The 17,034-nt window shown below is 26.8% G+C and carries 16 protein-coding genes; all 16 read left to right on the top strand.

Annotated elements, in window-relative coordinates; genetic code table 11:
* Positions 1–237 precede the first annotated feature (237 nt).
* Positions 238–555: a PadR family transcriptional regulator gene (locus CLPU_RS01220; RefSeq protein ID WP_050353814.1), complete on the top strand. Its 318-nt coding sequence runs from the start codon at positions 238–240 to the stop codon at positions 553–555.
* A gap of 6 nt (positions 556–561) precedes the next feature.
* Positions 562–1,497: a permease prefix domain 1-containing protein gene (locus tag CLPU_RS01215; RefSeq protein WP_050353813.1), complete on the top strand. Its 936-nt coding sequence runs from the start codon at positions 562–564 to the stop codon at positions 1,495–1,497.
* Between the two features lie 170 nt (positions 1,498–1,667).
* Positions 1,668–2,480, top strand: coding sequence for a flavodoxin family protein (locus tag CLPU_RS01210; protein WP_050353812.1), 813 nt, complete (start codon positions 1,668–1,670; stop codon positions 2,478–2,480).
* A gap of 224 nt (positions 2,481–2,704) precedes the next feature.
* Entirely contained in the window at positions 2,705–2,950 is a 246-nt protein-coding gene (locus CLPU_RS01205) for an ACT domain-containing protein (RefSeq protein WP_050353811.1), read from the top strand.
* A 396-nt stretch (positions 2,951–3,346) separates the two neighbouring features.
* Complete coding sequence (locus CLPU_RS01200) at positions 3,347–5,479, top strand: molybdopterin-containing oxidoreductase family protein (RefSeq protein ID WP_050353810.1); 2,133 nt, start codon at positions 3,347–3,349, stop codon at positions 5,477–5,479.
* Positions 5,480–5,885: 406 nt separating this feature from the next.
* Positions 5,886–6,617: a DUF7847 domain-containing protein gene (locus CLPU_RS01195; protein ID WP_050353809.1), complete on the top strand. Its 732-nt coding sequence runs from the start codon at positions 5,886–5,888 to the stop codon at positions 6,615–6,617.
* 337 nt (positions 6,618–6,954) lie between these two features.
* Positions 6,955–7,374, top strand: a complete 420-nt coding sequence (locus tag CLPU_RS01190; RefSeq protein ID WP_050353808.1) for an STAS/SEC14 domain-containing protein — start codon at positions 6,955–6,957, stop codon at positions 7,372–7,374.
* Positions 7,375–7,442: 68 nt separating this feature from the next.
* Positions 7,443–7,916, top strand: a complete 474-nt coding sequence (locus tag CLPU_RS01185) for a hypothetical protein (RefSeq protein WP_050353807.1) — start codon at positions 7,443–7,445, stop codon at positions 7,914–7,916.
* A 1-nt stretch (position 7,917) separates the two neighbouring features.
* A complete protein-coding gene (locus tag CLPU_RS01180) occupies positions 7,918–9,531 on the top strand; it encodes a thiamine pyrophosphate-binding protein (RefSeq protein ID WP_050353806.1) in 1,614 nt (537 codons plus the stop codon).
* A gap of 256 nt (positions 9,532–9,787) precedes the next feature.
* The gene (locus tag CLPU_RS01175) at positions 9,788–11,554 is read left to right on the top strand and encodes an ABC transporter ATP-binding protein (protein ID WP_050353805.1); all 1,767 of its coding nucleotides are present in this window, start codon (positions 9,788–9,790) and stop codon (positions 11,552–11,554) included.
* 229 nt (positions 11,555–11,783) lie between these two features.
* Positions 11,784–12,539, top strand: coding sequence for a (S)-benzoin forming benzil reductase (locus CLPU_RS01170; RefSeq protein ID WP_050353804.1), 756 nt, complete (start codon positions 11,784–11,786; stop codon positions 12,537–12,539).
* A gap of 125 nt (positions 12,540–12,664) precedes the next feature.
* A complete protein-coding gene (locus CLPU_RS01165; RefSeq protein ID WP_050353803.1) occupies positions 12,665–12,946 on the top strand; it encodes a DUF5052 family protein in 282 nt (93 codons plus the stop codon).
* Between the two features lie 240 nt (positions 12,947–13,186).
* A complete protein-coding gene (locus CLPU_RS01160; RefSeq protein WP_050353802.1) occupies positions 13,187–14,560 on the top strand; it encodes an MATE family efflux transporter in 1,374 nt (457 codons plus the stop codon).
* A gap of 42 nt (positions 14,561–14,602) precedes the next feature.
* Positions 14,603–14,944, top strand: a complete 342-nt coding sequence (locus CLPU_RS01155; RefSeq protein ID WP_082154014.1) for an ECF transporter S component — start codon at positions 14,603–14,605, stop codon at positions 14,942–14,944.
* 223 nt (positions 14,945–15,167) lie between these two features.
* On the top strand, positions 15,168–15,764 hold the full coding sequence (locus tag CLPU_RS01150; RefSeq protein ID WP_050353800.1) for a DUF4878 domain-containing protein: 597 nt from the start codon (positions 15,168–15,170) through the stop codon (positions 15,762–15,764).
* 222 nt (positions 15,765–15,986) lie between these two features.
* Complete coding sequence (locus CLPU_RS01145; protein WP_050353799.1) at positions 15,987–17,006, top strand: nucleoid-associated protein; 1,020 nt, start codon at positions 15,987–15,989, stop codon at positions 17,004–17,006.
* The last annotated feature ends 28 nt before the right edge of the window (positions 17,007–17,034 follow it).

The following is a 17,034-nucleotide window of genomic DNA, read 5'->3' as shown; positions in this document are numbered from 1 at the left end:
ATGAAAGAATATATAATACTTAGTTAAGGTAGTATTTGAAACATGTGGATATTCTCAATATGAAGGTGCTAGTGAGTATTTCCATGTTGTTGAAAAAAACAATATATATCGATGCACAAAAAGATATAGTTTGTCCAAAAAATAGAAATTAATTATTTTTTTAACAATTATGCCTTGTAATACGATGTATAAAATGATATTATAATCTACAATAGAAAGTTAAATAGGAGGTAACTATTGAATAAGGAGATAATGAAAGGAAGCATTGATATATTGGTCCTTTCTTTAATTAAAAAAAGAGATACGTATGGTTATGAAATTGCTAAAAGTATTAAGGAAAAAAGTGATGGAGTATATCTGATGGGAGAAGGTACTTTATATCCAGCTCTTAAGAGACTTGAATCTAAAGGATTTATTGAATCATATTGGCAAGAAAGTGAATTAACAGGGAGAAGGAAATATTATAAAATCACAATGTTAGGTAAGGAGGAATTAGATGAAAGAATTGCGCAATGGAATGCAATAACAAAGTTAATAAGGACTATTAGGGAGTGATAGTATATGATTGAATTAGAAAGATATGTTAAGAAAATTTTAGATGATAGAGGAATAAATAAAAAAGATAAAGAAGAACTAAGTATTGAGATACTGGATCATTTACTTATGCTGAAAAATGAATATTTAGAAAAAGGATATGATGAGAAAAAGGCTACTAAAAAAGCAATAGTAGATTTTGGGCAATATAATACTATTGGAAATGAGGTTAAAAAATTTTTACCTTCTAAAAATAAATGCGAAGATCTTTTATTACGGGATAAGATTAAATGTATACTAAGTATGTTTTTAGTATATTTACTTTCTATTAGTTTTTTTATAGCTACTCTAACCATATATCCACCAAATATAGTATTTAATATTGGAGTTAATTTATGTGTAACTTTTACAGCTTTTTTATATATAAATATAAAGTTAAATAACACTAGAAATGCTATTAAAAATATAATTTTATGTAATGGCACTTTTATGATATTAGAAAAAATATTTATGATTATATTTTCTTTGTTTGAATTATTTATTAGAGGATCTAATACTAAAATACTTTATAATTTCAGAGATTTTTATATATTTAATTTGAAATTTATTTTAAGTTTTATAATACTAACTTTGTTTTTTATATTACTGACTAAATATTTCAATATAAATATATCTGAAAAAATTGAAAATATTTATGATTTAAATATTTCAACTATAGTAACATTTTTTATTTCGATCATATTAATGACTATGTATTATTTAACTCCAAATAAGTTTTATATGATTAGAAAAATAATAACTAATTTTATTGGTAGTGATATAACTGAAGTTAGTAAGAATACTTTGTTTATTACTATTAATAGTCGTTATATAATTCCTAATATTGGACTAATTATTTTAAGTTTATTATGTGTTAGATTAATCTTATTATTAAGAAGAAAAGGAATAAAGAGTATTTTATAAAAAAACATTAGAGTTTATAATTAAAAATACTTCCATATAGAGATTTACCATAATATAGATTATAATTAAAGTTAAATATAATTATAAAAATTGCTGGAATATATAATATAAAGAACTATAGATTTATGAGAGAAAAATTTAGCTAAAAATAATTATGAAAAGGAGATCTCATGAAAATATTAGCTATAATGGGAAGTCCACGCGATGGCCAAACAAAAAAAGCAGTTGAGATATTTGAAAAGTTACTTAAGGAATATATTGAGGTAGACTTTACTTATTTATATTTGAAGAACATGAAACTTGAAATATGTAAAGGTTGTGCATTATGCCTAAGCAAAGGAGAAGAGTATTGTCCTCTTAAAGATGATAAAGATATAATTCTAAAGAAAATGGATGAGGCTGATGGAGTTATTTTTGCTACACCAAATTATTCACTTCAAGTATCTGGCCTAATGAAAAATCTTTTTGACAGATTAGCTTTTATATTTCATAGACCTCGCTTTTTTCATAAAATATCTACTTCAATTGTTACTCAAGGAATATATGGTGGAGGAGATATATCCAAATATTTGAGTACATTGTCTAAATTTTGGGGATTTGTTTCTATTCCAGGAGTAACACTAACAACACCATGGGGAGCATATAACCCTAATACAGAGTGGACAAAAGAGGGAGAAGAAAAAATACATATAAAACTAGACAAATTAGCTAAAAAGTTTCACAAAGGATTAATAGGAAATAAATCTCCAAAACCAAAATTAAATCAACTAATAATTTTTAGACTTGTAAGATCTGCTCAGAAATACTCAATAAATCATGATCGCGACCATGTTTATTTTAGAGATAACGGATGGTTTCAATCGGACTATTACTATAATGTTAGGTTAGGATTTGTACAAAAAACAATTGGGAAGCTAATTGATAAGATACAACAAAAAAATCTTGGAAAATCAATAATTAAAGAAGAAAATAGTGAGGCTTAAACAAATAATAGATGGATTAAGAAAATTTCTAAATTTAGGAGTTTAATTCTATAGACTTAATTCTTCTGAGTTATTCATATATAAACACAGTGAATATTATTGAAAAGTTATAGAAAAAATCTTTAGAGAAAAAAATAAATAAATTTATCATATAGATTTCAAATAGAACATAGAAAAACCAGAGGAGTATATTCTCTGGTTTTTTATATAGTTGTAAAACATCAATGGTTATTACGAATGTCATAGATGAACCAGGTGCTTTATCTAAAATATTAAATGAGTTTTCTGGAAAAGGAATTAACCTAACTTCTATAATGTCAAGACCAACAAAAAAGTTACTAGGAAAATATATTTTCTTTATTGATATTAAGGAACATTATAAGAAAGAAAAGAATATAAGAGAAGCCATTGAAAATATTAGAAAAAGAAATATTGTAAAAATATTGGGATGTTATAGAGAAGTCTATTAAAAATTTTATCTTATAGCTTATAGAGAAGAATCTATATGTATTTATGTAGTCGTTATATATTATTATGAAAGAAAATCTCGATTGAATAAATAGGTATAGGAAAAAAGAGATAATTTTATATCTTGAAATTGGTTTAATTAATGTAAAGAAGAATAATGATAGTGTATGGATAACTCATCTCAAGGAGTTAATAAACGCTATTTAATTATATGCATTTGTAATAGAAAAAGTATATAATGACGATACATGTAATAGTTCATTCGTATACTTATATAAAACAAGAAAAAATTATGATATAATCCACCCAAATAGTATTATACATGTATTTTATACTATTCATTGCTTTATAAAGAAAAGTTATCTACTATGATAAGATAAACAAAAGGGGGAAAATGAATGGATACTATAAATACAATATGTGGAGTATGTCCGGGTGGATGTGCTGTTGAAGTTAATGTAGAAGATGGGGAGCTTTTAGGAATAAGACCTGCAAAAGATTCTCCATTTAGTGCATTATGTGTTCGTGGATCTGCTGCTAAAGAAGTAGTTTATTCTCCAGATAGATTAAAGAAGCCACTTATTAGATCAGGAAAAAAGGGTGATGGAGAATTTAGAGAAGCAAGTTGGGATGAGGCTCTTGACTTTATAAGTGATAAGATGAAATATCTTAAGGATAAGTATGGAGCACAATGTATGGTTACCCACTATGGAAGAGGTGGATTTGAACAATCAGTAATGGAATTTAATAATGGAAATAACGCAGTTTCAGCACAGTTTTTATGGGAATTTGGTTCTCCAAATAATGCTAGTGTAGGATCTGTATGTTATACTGCTTTTGGACTATTTGCTCCAATAACTACATACGGAATACCTTTTAAGAATTTTGTACCTGACATAGATAATAGTAATCTCATAGTAGTTTGGGGGGCAAATCCTGCAACGGATTCACCACCTTTTGCTTTTCATAAGATTGTAGAAGCAAAAAAACAAGGTAAAAAGATAATAGCTATAGATCATATGAAGAGTGATATAGCTAATAGAGCAGATGAATGGATAGCAGTAAGATCAGGAACTGATGGAGCTCTTGCACTAGGTCTTATAAACGTTATAATACAGGAAGAGTTGTATGATAAAGAATTTGTAGAAAATTGGACCGTTGGATTTGAAGAACTAAAAGAATATGTTAAACAGTTTACACCCGAAAAAGTGGAAGAAATAAGTTGGGTACCAAGAGAAAAAGTTATATGGCTTGCCAGAGAAATTGCATCTGCTAATAATGCTACTTTAAGAACCTATACAGGTCTAGAATATACAAATAGTGGAGTACAGAATATAAGAGCAGTATTTATACTCTGGGCTATTACTGGTAATATTGATGTTCCTGGAGGACTATATATTCAATCTTCTGATAAAGAAGATGATGATGCGTTACTCAAAAAGCTTGAAGGGATAGAAACTATTGGTGCAAAGAAATATCCAATATTCAATGAGTTAACTAAAAGTGCACAATTTATGGAGTTTCCAAAAGCAGTATTAGAGGCAGATCCTTATCCAGTAAAAGGACTTATAATAGATGGATCGTCAACATTAACTTCATATCCTCAACCAGAAATATTTGAGAAAGCATATAAGGAATTAGAACTTATGGTAGTTATAGATAGATTTATGACAAAGGATGCATTATATGCGGATGTTGTACTTCCAGCAACAACATATTTTGAAATAGATTCATATCAATATTATCCTGGATATGTACGTCTTCGTAAAAAAGTTATAGAACCTATTGGAGAAGCTAAAAATGATGTGCTGATATTTGGAGAACTTGCTAAGAGACTCGGATTTGGAGATTCATATCCTCAAACAGAAGATGAAATAATAAAAAGAGCATTTGCTAAAGAAAAGGAACTTCTTAATAAGCTTGAAAATAGCGATGATGGTGTTAAATTGGATCAAGTTCCTAGAACGTATAAAAAATATGAAAAAGGACTTCTAAGACATGATGCTAAACCAGGATTTCCAACTCCCTCTGGTAAGTTAGAAATAAAGTCGTCTTTATTAGAGAAATATGGATACGAACCATTACCTAAGTATATAGATCCTATGGAAGGCCCTATGAAAGATCCAAAAACTTATGGTAATTATCCACTTATACTTAATACAGGGGCAAGGATACAATCTACTTTTAGATCACAGCACCTTAATATACCTAAACTTCTTAAAATACAAGAAAAACCTCTTGTTTTAATAAACCCAAAGGATGCTGAGGCTAGGAATATAAAAGATGGAGATAAGGTTATAGTAAAAACAAAAAGAGGTGAAGTAGTATACTATGCAGATGTATCTGATAAAGTTCTTCCTGGTGCAGTAGAAGTTAATCAAGGTGGTGGAACTCCTGTTCAAGCTAAAGAATGGAGCGAAGCTAATGTAAATATATTGACAGATTTTTATAATAGAGATTATATATCAGGATTCCCTGTTTTTAAAGCACTTCTTTGTGAAGTAGAGCTATATGAAGATACAGATAAATAGAGTTATTAATTTAAAGATAAGCATTTTTATAAAAATAGAAGTGTTTATCTTTTTTTATTTTGACTAGTTGAAATTATATAGTATTATGATAATTGAAAGCTTAAAAAGTTAAGAATTAAATCCTATAAACAATGATTTATAATCAGTAATTTTTCTGATATAAATGTTACTATAGTTTAATTAATTATTGAGTATATAATATTATTAATCATCATGATTTGTCTAAAAAATCAGCAAGACTAATTGTTTGATGGTTAGGAATGTTCGTTATAGCTTTCACTCAATTCATATTTCGAAAAGAAGCTATGAAATATAGTATAGCTTCATATATAGAATTTCCATGTTATACTATATATTATATGGAATAAAGTTAATAATAAAAGACGAAGCTTAAAGGAGGTAAATGATGTTTGATAGTATATATGAAAAAAGATTGGGTTTGAAAGAAATTGCTTTAAATAGTTGGGCAATATTTAAAAAACAATTTAAAAATATATTTATTATTACTATGATTGTATACCTGCCATTAAATATATTATTATATTTTCTTAATGGACCTGATGACTTAGATTCAATGAAAGGATTTTTTCATATCTCAACATTAATTCAAAATGCTTTTAGTATTATTGCAATCATGTCAGTTGCAGTAATTGCTGAAAAGACGATAAAAAGAAATAAATTAAATAGAGATGACTTAAAAGTATCCTTACTCAAATCTTTAAAAAGATGGGGAAGCTGTTTTAGTACACAAATTTTGTCAGTATTGATAATCTTAGGGCTTTCTTTACTATTAGTTATACCAGGAATAATTTGGGCATTTTATTATGTGTTTATTATTCAAACAATAGTTTTAAAAGATCTAAATTTAAAAGAAGCACTTAATCATAGCAGATCACTTGTTGAAGAGAATTTCTGGTATGTTCTAGGTATATTACTTCTATCTTTCATTATAATGTTCGTAATAATTTTTCCTATAGGATTTTTATCGGCTTATTTACCAAGTAGTATTGTGATAATTATTGATACTTTTATTGATATGCTATTATTATATGTTCATACTATCATTACAGTAGTTTTTTTAAACTTAGATTACTTAAAAAATGCAGATAAATCTAGTGAAGAGATTTCAGAGTTATAGACTATACGAGAAATATATAAATAGTATTATAAGAGCTTTATTAATTTTTAACTTCATAATGATACTTTTAATTATTAGATGGATAGCTTTGATTTCCATCTAATAATTTTTTTGAAGAAAAATTAAACTGTGAATAATAAAGATTTTAAAATATAATATAATTTGCAGAAAATTATGAAATATATGGTAAAAATATGTAGATTTACAGAATATATTGGAAAATAAAAAAGAATATTGTAAAAAAACCATTGTATTACTCTTTTGGGTATGATATAAAAATAGTAGGTACAAAAGTATCTAAATAATTAAAAAAACAATTAAGAATAGGAGAGATACGATGAAAGCAATAACGAAATTAGGCGGAAAAATTGATTTTAAGGTAGACGAAAAAAGAAGAATAGTATACGAAACAAATACTGGACTTTGGAAGAAACCAGAAATAGAAGAATATCAAAAAACACATGAACAAGAAGTAGAACCATTACTTAATAAAGGTGGCGTAGTAAAGCCTTGGGCTAAAATATCTGACATAAGAGAATACAAAATGTCTATGATCGTAGATGAAATAAATAATCATTCGAGCTGGGCTTCTAAAAGAGGATTAACTCATGTAGCAATGATTGTTAATGATTTAGCTTCAGCTAAAGCTTCTTTAGTTAAAGGTCAAATAAATAGAAGTGCTACTCAAGGACACAAAACAGAATACTTTGATACACATGAAGAAGCAGAAAAATGGTTAGCACAAAATGGATTTTAAAGAATATAAGCTAGGTAGTAAAAGGGGGACAGAGGGGAAATAATTGGGACATTATTTCCTATTATATTATGGAAAAAATAAATACTAGAGATCTAGAGAAACTATTTGAACAATTAGAAGAGATAACAACTGTAAAAGATATAGCTTGCCATAAAGTAGAAGAAGGCAAGATATATCCTATATATAAAACACAGACTAAAAAACTAAGTAATGAAGAATGGAAAAGTAAACATAGTGAATTTAAAGTAAAAGTAGAAGGGGATTATGTTTTAGAAAGAGTAGTTGGTGAAGGAGAATTATTCTACATAAATAATGTAAGAGAATATAAAAATTCATCAAAAGAATTTTTGTTTTTTAATATAGAAAGTATTTTACTTATACCTATAAAGGATAAGAGTAAAGAAGTTAAATATACAGTTGTTCTTGCTTCAATAGGAGAATTAAAGGAGTTTACAGCACAAGAAATAGAAAAATGTTGTAGTGCAATTAATAAATTTTTAGACGTTCATACATCTGGGAGATTATCAGCAAGGGGGATTTAAAGTGAACATAGCAAGGGGGATCATGAAATATTTAAAAAGCAATGAAGTAAAAACTATATATGGTATACCATCAGGTACAATTAGTCCACTAGTAGATGCTTTTAATGATGAAGACATAGAGTATATAATAACTAGAAATGAGGCGGGGGCCTCATTCAGTGCTACTAAATATGCTAGTATAACTAAAGATTTAGGAGTGTGTTTAATTGCAGGAGCAGTAGGACTAGCTAACGGATTAAATGGTATTGCAGAAGCTATGAGTTCTAAATCACCAGTACTTGTAATATCAGGTACAGTGAAATTAAGTCAAAGAAACTTAGGTGCAATACAAGGATTGGATCTTTCTGAAACATTATCACATATAACAAAGTATAGTAAGACAATATTAAGAAAAGAAGATGTATTTAATGAGTTACATAAAGCAATAACTATTGCAAAGACACCTCCTTATGGACCAGTTCATATAAGTATTCCTTTAGATATACAATTAGAAGAATTTAATGATGATTTACCTGAGTTAGCTATAGGTGGATGTATTAGTAATGATGTAGATGGTTTGGATAATATTATTGAATATATAAATAAAGTAAATACAGGAATTATTTTAGTAGGCAGTGGATGTAGAGGATTAGGAGAAGAAGTAAAAAGACTAAGTAGATTAACTGGTTTTAAAACAATAACCACACCTAATGGCAAAGGAGTTATAAAAGGAGATTTTGAACTGAATCTAGGTAATTATGGTTTTGCAGGTTCGGATCTAGCTAATGAAGTAGTAGATAGCGACTACGGAGAATGTATAATAGCTCTAGGAACAAGCTTAGGGGAATCATCTACTAGAAACTACAATAAAAAACTAATAGAGAAAAGAAGATTAATACATATAGATTATGATAAAGATGTGTTAGGAAGGGTATTTCAAGAAGGATTATTTTGTGTAAGTGATTTGAAATATGCTATAGACTATATAAATAGGAAAATTGACAGAAAAGAATATGAAGAAGAGAGAATAGAGAAAATAAATAATGACTATGTATTAGATCATACCGGACTATCTTTAAGACTTTTAGTAGAAAACATCACAGATATACTTCCTAAAAGCACATTTTATGTATCAGATATAGGTGAAAGTATAAATTATTTATATAAATATTTAAAAATAAATGAAGAAGCAGATTTTGAGTCAAATTTAAATTATGGATGCATGGGAACCGGAATATGTGGATCTATAGGTGTACAAAAAGCAAATCCAGATATGACAGTAGCAGCATTTGTAGGTGATGGTTCTTTTTTTATGAATGGTTTTGAAGTAATAACAGCTAAAGAATATAATCTACCAATTATATACTTTATTATAAATAATGCTAAATACGGATATGTAGATAGAGGCCATCAAGTACTATTTGGTAGAAGTATAGATAAGTTTTCACACGATAGAATAGATATATCAACACTTTGTAATAATTTGGGAATAGAGTCTATTCAAATAAGTGATATAGATGATTTGAACAAATTAAAAGATAAAGTAACAATGAGACAAAAACCATTAGTTGTAGAAGTAACAGTAGATGGTAGTGAACCTGTTCCAATTGATCGATTCAAAACCTTAAGTAAATAACATATAAAAAAACTGTAAGTATAGTCTTAGTCTATGCTTACAGTTTTTTTATATGGTATTATTATAATAGACAGATTATCTTATATTATGTTTTAAATTTAGATTATAATTGTTGGAAAGGTCAAAAAATATAGATTTAACAGCTTTAATGATATTGAAAAAACATATATTGTAAAAAAATAGAAGATATGGTATTATAATACGAAAGATAATATCATTACTTAGAAAATTATAAAGAGGGGTGTTATAAATAATATTGAATCTTTTAAAAGAAAATAAACATGTTATAAAAAGAATATTATTGTTATATAAACCTTATAAAACAAAATTAGCTTTAATAATAACATGCGTAACTATATCTTCTGTGATAAGCATTTTATATCCATTGATCAGTAAGCAAATTATGGATGTTGGAATATTAGAGAAGAATCTAGGTATTGTTGCTAAGCTTTCAATTATAACATTATTATTAACTCTTATAGACATGAGTGTTGGATTTATAGGAACTAGATATAGATCTTATCTAGCATCTGTCATTACATATGATTTACATAGAATGGTATTTAAACATCTTTTAAAGCTGAAAGTTAGTTTTTTTCGTAAAATTGACTTTACAGAAGAAATGAATAATATAAATATTGATATAAATAATATCTCTAAAGTTTCAGATCAAGGAATACTTTTTACAATAAGTCAAATATTTAAAATGATAGGAGGCTTCTTAGGATTAACTCTAATTGATTGGAGATTATCTCTTATTATTATATTAATTATTCCTATAAGATACTCCTTTATGAGATATTTTGCTATGAGAAAGAAAAAATTAGTTGAAGACTATATAGATTATAATAAAGAGTATTCATCATGGTATGAAGACACTATAAATGGAATTAAGGATATAAAGCTTTTTGGTACCGACAGAATAAAAATAGGAGAGTTTATAAGAAAACAAAGAAATATTATTAAAGTTAATATTAAGTTGGCTTCATTAAATAAGGCTAACGAATTACAAGAAGTAATATTAACAAAATGGGCAGTATGTTTGATATACATATTAGGAACTTATATGATTATACAATCTAAATTATCTATAGGGGATTTATTTGCTTTCGTAATTTATGTTTTTTATGTTATGAAACCGATTTCCACGATATCAAACATAGGTAATGAGTTTTCAAATATAATTCCTTCTGCCAAAAGATTGTTTGAGTTTTTTGAAATAGAATGTGAAACAGATGAAAAAGAAAAAGGAAAGTTATTAAATTTAAATACTGATAATATAGAAGGAAAGATAAAATTTAGAAATGTCACAGTTTGCTATAAAAATGGACAATTAGCATTAGATAGGGTTAATTTTACTATTAATAGTGGTGAAAAAGTTGCAATAATATGTCCAAATGGTGAGTCTAAATCTGTTATACTAAATATTATTTTAAGATTTGTGAAACCAGATAGTGGAAATATATTTCTAGATAGAACTAACATAAATGATATAAAGTTAAAAGAGTATAGGAATCTTATTTCATTTGTTTCTCAAGATATACATTTATTTGATAAAACTATAATGGAGAATATAACACTTAATTTAAAAGCTGATGAAAATAAGATTAGGAATGTAGCTAAAAAAAGTGGAGTGTACGATTTTATATCTAAAATGCCTAAGAGTTATAATACTAAAGTTGGAAGCCATGGTAACACATTATCTAATATTCAAAAGCAAAATATTGCTATAGCTAGGGGACTTATGAAAAACTTTAGCGTATTGCTATTAGATGAAACTACTTTTAACTATGATTCCAAATCATTTCTACATTTTAATGAGATTTTAATAAATGAATTTAAAGATAAAACTGTCATTGTGGCAACTCATAATTTAGAAATATTAAAGAGATTAGATAAAATTATTGTATTGAAACAAGGAAGAATAAAAGATATTGGAACTCACGAAGAATTATTTAAAAGAAGTTATGAATATCAGGAAATAATTAATTATAATATTCAAAGAAGTAAAATGATGTGCTAAAAAAGTACCCTACATTTAGATTAAGATATAATAAGATTATTAGTAGTAAATAATACTTTATTATTAAAGAGACTCATTGACATTAAAAAAACAAATTAATATGTCATTGAGTCTTTAATTTTGTTTTATTAGAAAACAATAGTTAAGATTAACGTGAACTTTTATGATATGATATAACTAATATTTAACCATAAGTTATAGATGATATATCAAGGAAAAGGAGAGTTTTATGAAATATATTATAATAACAGGAACATCACGAGGATTAGGAGAGTCATTAGCAAAAAAATCATTTAAAAAGGATAATCACATCATTTGTATATCTAGAAAGAAAAATACATCTTTAATTGAAGAAGCAAAAGAAAAAGATATAAATCTAGATTATTTTGAATATGATTTAAATGATACAGACAATATAGATACTTTAATGAAAAATGTTTTTGATAAGATTGAAACTTCAAAAGCTGAAGGAGTTTATCTAATAAATAATGCAGGAACAGTTTCTCCGATAAAGCCAATTGAGAAATGCGAAAAGTATGATATTATAAGAAATATAAATGTTAACTTGACTTCACTTATGTTGATAACATCTTTTTTTATGAAATATACAAAGGAACTTGAAGTAGAAAAAAGAGTAATAAATATATCTTCTGGTGCAAGTGAAAAGGCATATCATGGATGGGGATGTTATTGTACTTCGAAAGCAGGAATAGATATGTTTACTAAATGTATAGCACTAGAGGAAGAAAATAAGGACCATCCTGTAAAAATAGTTTCCTTTACTCCAGGTATTATGGATACAAATATGCAGAAAGAAATAAGATCTTCAAAAGAAGAAGACTTTATACAGCTACAGAGATTCATTGACTTTAAGGAAAAAGGAAAACTGCTATCAACGGAAATCGTGGCAGGTGCTATAACTGATTTATTACATAGCGATAAATTTAAGCAAGGTAGCATGATTGATATAAGTGAATGTTTATAATATATGCAGATCGTAGAAAATAATTTTAAATAATTTAATTAAAATTATTGTTACATAGGCTGAGTATTGATAATAAAGATGATATTAGATAAATTAAAAAACATAAATTATAAGGAGCGTGTTATATGAAAATAAAAAAGATACTATTAGCCGCTATATTAGGAATATCTTTGATATCATTATCTGCTTGTACTGAAGATACTAAGAGAAGTGTAAAGGATTTTAAATCGAATTGGACTGGTGGACTAGAGAGAACAGTACAAGTGTATAGTAATGATGGAAAACTAATTAAAGAATATAAAGGTAAAATAGATATAGAAAATAAAGATGATGGAACTACAAAGTTTGATATAGATGGAAAGAGAGTAATTATAAAAAATGCTATAGTTATAATTGAAGAAAGCTAGGATAAATTATACGAAAAAAGCTCATATTAATGAGCTTTTTTATTTGCCATATATATTGAAAACATAATAATATGTTAACTATATTTGTAAAAAACATGGATTTTTCTAGAAAATAATAGGTATTTATTGATATACTACAATAATCTATGTGTATAGTAGGTAATAAAATTTTGTATGTGATAAAATATATACGGGTGATATAACAAAAAATTAATTATTATTAAAAAGGGGGTTTTTGTTGTGCTCAAAAGTCTGGTGAACTTTACATTTAATGACAGAGAGTTTTATAAGACACTCTCTAAGCTGGCGCTACCTATATTCGTACAGAACTTGATAACTTCATCTTTGAATATGGTAGATACAATTATGGTTGGAAGATTAGGAGAATTGGAACTTGCATCAGTAGGTATAGTAAATCAAATTTTCTTTCTATTCAACTTTATAATTGTAGGAATAACAGCAGGATGTGGAGTTTTTATAGCACAATATTCAGGTATTAAGGATACCAAAAATATTAAGAAGGTATTGGGTATATCTCTTAGTATGGTAGTTATCAATGCTGCTATATTTATGATTGCAGGATTGATATTTCCTGAGAATGTTATGGGTTTATTCAGTAAAGAAACAGAAGTTGTATTACTTGGTAAAGAGTATTTTCAAGTAGTATGTATAAGTTATATATTTACTGCGATAACTTTTTCATTTGCAAACGCTTCAAAAAGTATAGGAAATACTGCTGTTCCTATGGTGACAAGTTTTATAGCAGTAACAACTAATATAATATTAAACTATATATTGATATTTGGTAAATTAGGATTTCCTGCTATGGGAGTTAAAGGAGCTGCTATGGCTACAGTTATAGCAAGGATATTAGAGACAACTATACTTTTAACGTATATATACAGTAAAAAAGGTATATTAGCAGCAAAGTTAAATGAGCTTTTTAGTTTTAATAAAGCTTTTTTATTAAAAGTGCTGAAAACGGTTTCAGATACCGTTTTAATAGAAATAACTTGGGCATTAGGTGTTGTAGTATATGCCGCAATATATGCAAGAATGGGATATAAGGCTATAGCAGCTGTAAATATCCATACAACTGTTCAAAGTTTCTTTTTAATAGCTGTTTATGGAATATCTAATTCAGCAGTAGTTATGGTAGGAAATGAAATAGGAGCTGGTAATGAAGAAAAAGCTAAAACGTATGCACGAAGATTTGCAGTACTTGCTGTTATATTAGGATTATTTTTATCCGCATTAATGGCATTTAGTGCAAAATATGTTGTAACTTTTTTCAACATCTCTGAGGGGCTACGTAGTGATGCTATAAAAGTACTATATGCAGCAGCTATACTATTTGTATCATTTGTATTTGATACAATAATAATGGTAGGGGCTTTAAGAGGTGGAGGAGATACAAAAGTTCCATTGATTGCAGAAACATTTACTATGTGGTGTTTAGGAGTGCCTCTTGCATATATAGGTGCCTTTGTTCTTAAACTTCCTATATATGGAGTTATATTCTTTGTAAATATAGAAGAATTCCTTAAATCTATATTTGTATTATATAGGTTACTATCTAATAAATGGATGAAAAAGGTTATAGAAAATGCATAAAGCAATTAATTTAAAAATTTAAATTATCTTATTATTTAAAACATAAGATTACCTATATCTATTAATGGAGGATTGATCCATCTAGGAACTGGTATGCTTTTTATATCTTCAATTGTTTTCGGAAAGAAAAAGGGTGCAATTTCTGGAGCAATAGGAATGACAATATTTGATGTTCTTTCAGGATGGGTAGCGTGGGCTCCATTTACTTTTGTTGTTAGATGGATAATGGGGTATATAGTTGGATATTATGTAACAGAAGGTATACTTTATGGAAATTGGATATCTCCAGTGACTTCAATACCAGGAAATGCTATTCAAATAGCTGCAGGTGGTATAGTATCATTACCTTTAGCATATTCATTAAAAAGAACAAAAGCTTTTTAGCATATAAATGAGATAAACATTATCAATTATTTTATAAAAGCTCTGAGAATAAGGCGTACTTTCAGAGCTTTATTATTTGCTACTATGTTTCAATGGAAAATAAAATATAAAATTATTATATTAATCTAGCAATTGTATTAAATTTCTTGTATAGTGTAATAGTGTTATGTTATAAATAATATGGTATTATACATATTTATTACAAAATTATAGGAGGAGTAATATGAAAAAATTATCAAAAATACTATCTGCACTTTTAGTACTTATATTGTCAGTCTTTACTTTATCAGGATGTAGTGATAAGGAAAAACCTACAGCAACAGTAAAAGATTTTTTAGAAACTTTTAAAAGTAAAAATTATGAAAAAGTATATTCCTTTGTTAATGATTCTGAAAGTATTAAGGATAAATTAAATGCTTCTAATGCAGAAATGCCAGATAAAGTAAGTAAAGTTATCTTAGACAAAATTGCAGATGTAAAATACGAAGTGACAGAAGAAAAAATTGAGAAGAATAAAGCTTCAGTTAAGGTAAAACTCGAAGTAAATGACATAGGCCATGCATTGACAGAAACAATAACAGAATATATGCAAACTGCACTAACAATGGCATTTGATGAAAATGCTGATGAAAAAGCTATGGAAAAACTAGCAGAGGAAAAAATGCTAGATAAATTAAATGGAAAGTTAGATAAAGTTACTAAGGATGTAGAGATCAAACTCGAGAAGAAAAACGACAAGTGGGTTATAGAACCATCTGATGATTTAATAAATGCTTTAACTGGGAATATGAAGGCTCTAGCAGAAGCTTTTGAAGAATAACCAGAGCAATAGTTATATTTGTACATATAGTTATATAAAAATTTAATAATGTGAATTAGTAACTGTAGATAGAAGCTTTGATACAATTTAATTTTCAAAGCTTTTATTTTTGTACAAAAATAAAATATACTATATGTTGATTTAGGGTAATTAATATGATAATTTTATTTCTAAGTATTAAAATATACAACTAAATAAATTAATTTTGAAAAGGAGATTAATATGTCAGAAACTAAAGAGGTTTTTGTTGAGAAGCTTATATTACATATTTTAGACAACTGTTTAGGATTACCGGTTCTATCAGAAGAAGAGCATCCTTTTGATGATGATATAAATGAATTCATGATAAAACACATTGATAGAGTGTTTGAAGATGTTAATCTTAAACAAGCTTATTTTGAAGATGAAAATAATATAGTAAAAAAATTATGTGATAATATTCTTGAAGATAATAATGTATTTATATATTGTTCTAAAAAATTCGGGGAACTATTATATGATACTATGCTAAAAAATCCAGATATACCTTCGGCAGATTTAGTATGTAGCTTATTTAGTAGAGATGGAGTAAGATATCTAGGTTTATTTATATTTACTTATAAAACATCATATATACACTATATTGAGGAACTTGAAACTAAAAGAATAAATAAAGTAATTAAGCAAAAAACAGCTTTACCTAATGAAAATCAGAAAGTAGAAGAATGTGTAATAATAAATTTAGAAGACTATTCCATGCTTTTAAAAGAGAAAAAATATGAGATAGATGGAGAGAAACAATATTATCTCTCTAAGAAAATATTGAAGTCTGAATATATAATGTCTGATAAAGAAAAGATGGATATAATAAATAAAGCTTCAAAGAGAGTGATAAAGGAACATTATGATGGAGATATTACTAAAATTGCTGAAATTAAAAATATTATAGTTGAAAGTGTTGAAGATTCTAATACAGTTGACATAGAAGAGATAAAGGGAAAAGTATTTGATAATAATCCAGAGATGCAAAATATATATGTAGAAGAGATAGAGAAAAGTGGATTAACAGATAAAACAATTACAGTTAGTGATAATGTAAGTAAAAAGATTGCTAAAAAACAAAGGTTAGTAACTGATGATGGAATAGAAATTAAGTTACCAGTATCTTATTTAACGAGAAAAGATAAAGTAGAATTTCTAAATAATCAAGATGGAACAGTGTCTATATTACTAAAAAATATAAGAGATATAAAAGACAAATAACTATATTTATTTTTTACAAATGAAATAA

Origin of the sequence: Gottschalkia purinilytica (genome assembly GCF_001190785.1) — a bacterium.
Classification (GTDB): domain Bacteria; phylum Bacillota; class Clostridia; order Tissierellales; family Gottschalkiaceae; genus Gottschalkia_A; species Gottschalkia_A purinilytica.
Note: the sequence above shows the minus strand (reverse complement) of the source record. Positions and strands in the feature narration are given on the sequence as shown.

Coding starts and splice junctions, on each gene's coding strand:
- CLPU_RS01215 (WP_050353813.1), top strand. CDS start 562: ATGATTGAATTAGAAAGATATGTTAAGAAAATTTTAGATGATAGAGGA.
- CLPU_RS01210 (WP_050353812.1), top strand. CDS start 1,668: ATGAAAATATTAGCTATAATGGGAAGTCCACGCGATGGCCAAACAAAA.
- CLPU_RS01205 (WP_050353811.1), top strand. CDS start 2,705: ATGGTTATTACGAATGTCATAGATGAACCAGGTGCTTTATCTAAAATA.
- CLPU_RS01200 (WP_050353810.1), top strand. CDS start 3,347: ATGGATACTATAAATACAATATGTGGAGTATGTCCGGGTGGATGTGCT.
- CLPU_RS01195 (WP_050353809.1), top strand. CDS start 5,886: ATGTTTGATAGTATATATGAAAAAAGATTGGGTTTGAAAGAAATTGCT.
- CLPU_RS01190 (WP_050353808.1), top strand. CDS start 6,955: ATGAAAGCAATAACGAAATTAGGCGGAAAAATTGATTTTAAGGTAGAC.
- CLPU_RS01185 (WP_050353807.1), top strand. CDS start 7,443: ATGGAAAAAATAAATACTAGAGATCTAGAGAAACTATTTGAACAATTA.
- CLPU_RS01170 (WP_050353804.1), top strand. CDS start 11,784: ATGAAATATATTATAATAACAGGAACATCACGAGGATTAGGAGAGTCA.
- CLPU_RS01165 (WP_050353803.1), top strand. CDS start 12,665: ATGAAAATAAAAAAGATACTATTAGCCGCTATATTAGGAATATCTTTG.
- CLPU_RS01150 (WP_050353800.1), top strand. CDS start 15,168: ATGAAAAAATTATCAAAAATACTATCTGCACTTTTAGTACTTATATTG.
- CLPU_RS01145 (WP_050353799.1), top strand. CDS start 15,987: ATGTCAGAAACTAAAGAGGTTTTTGTTGAGAAGCTTATATTACATATT.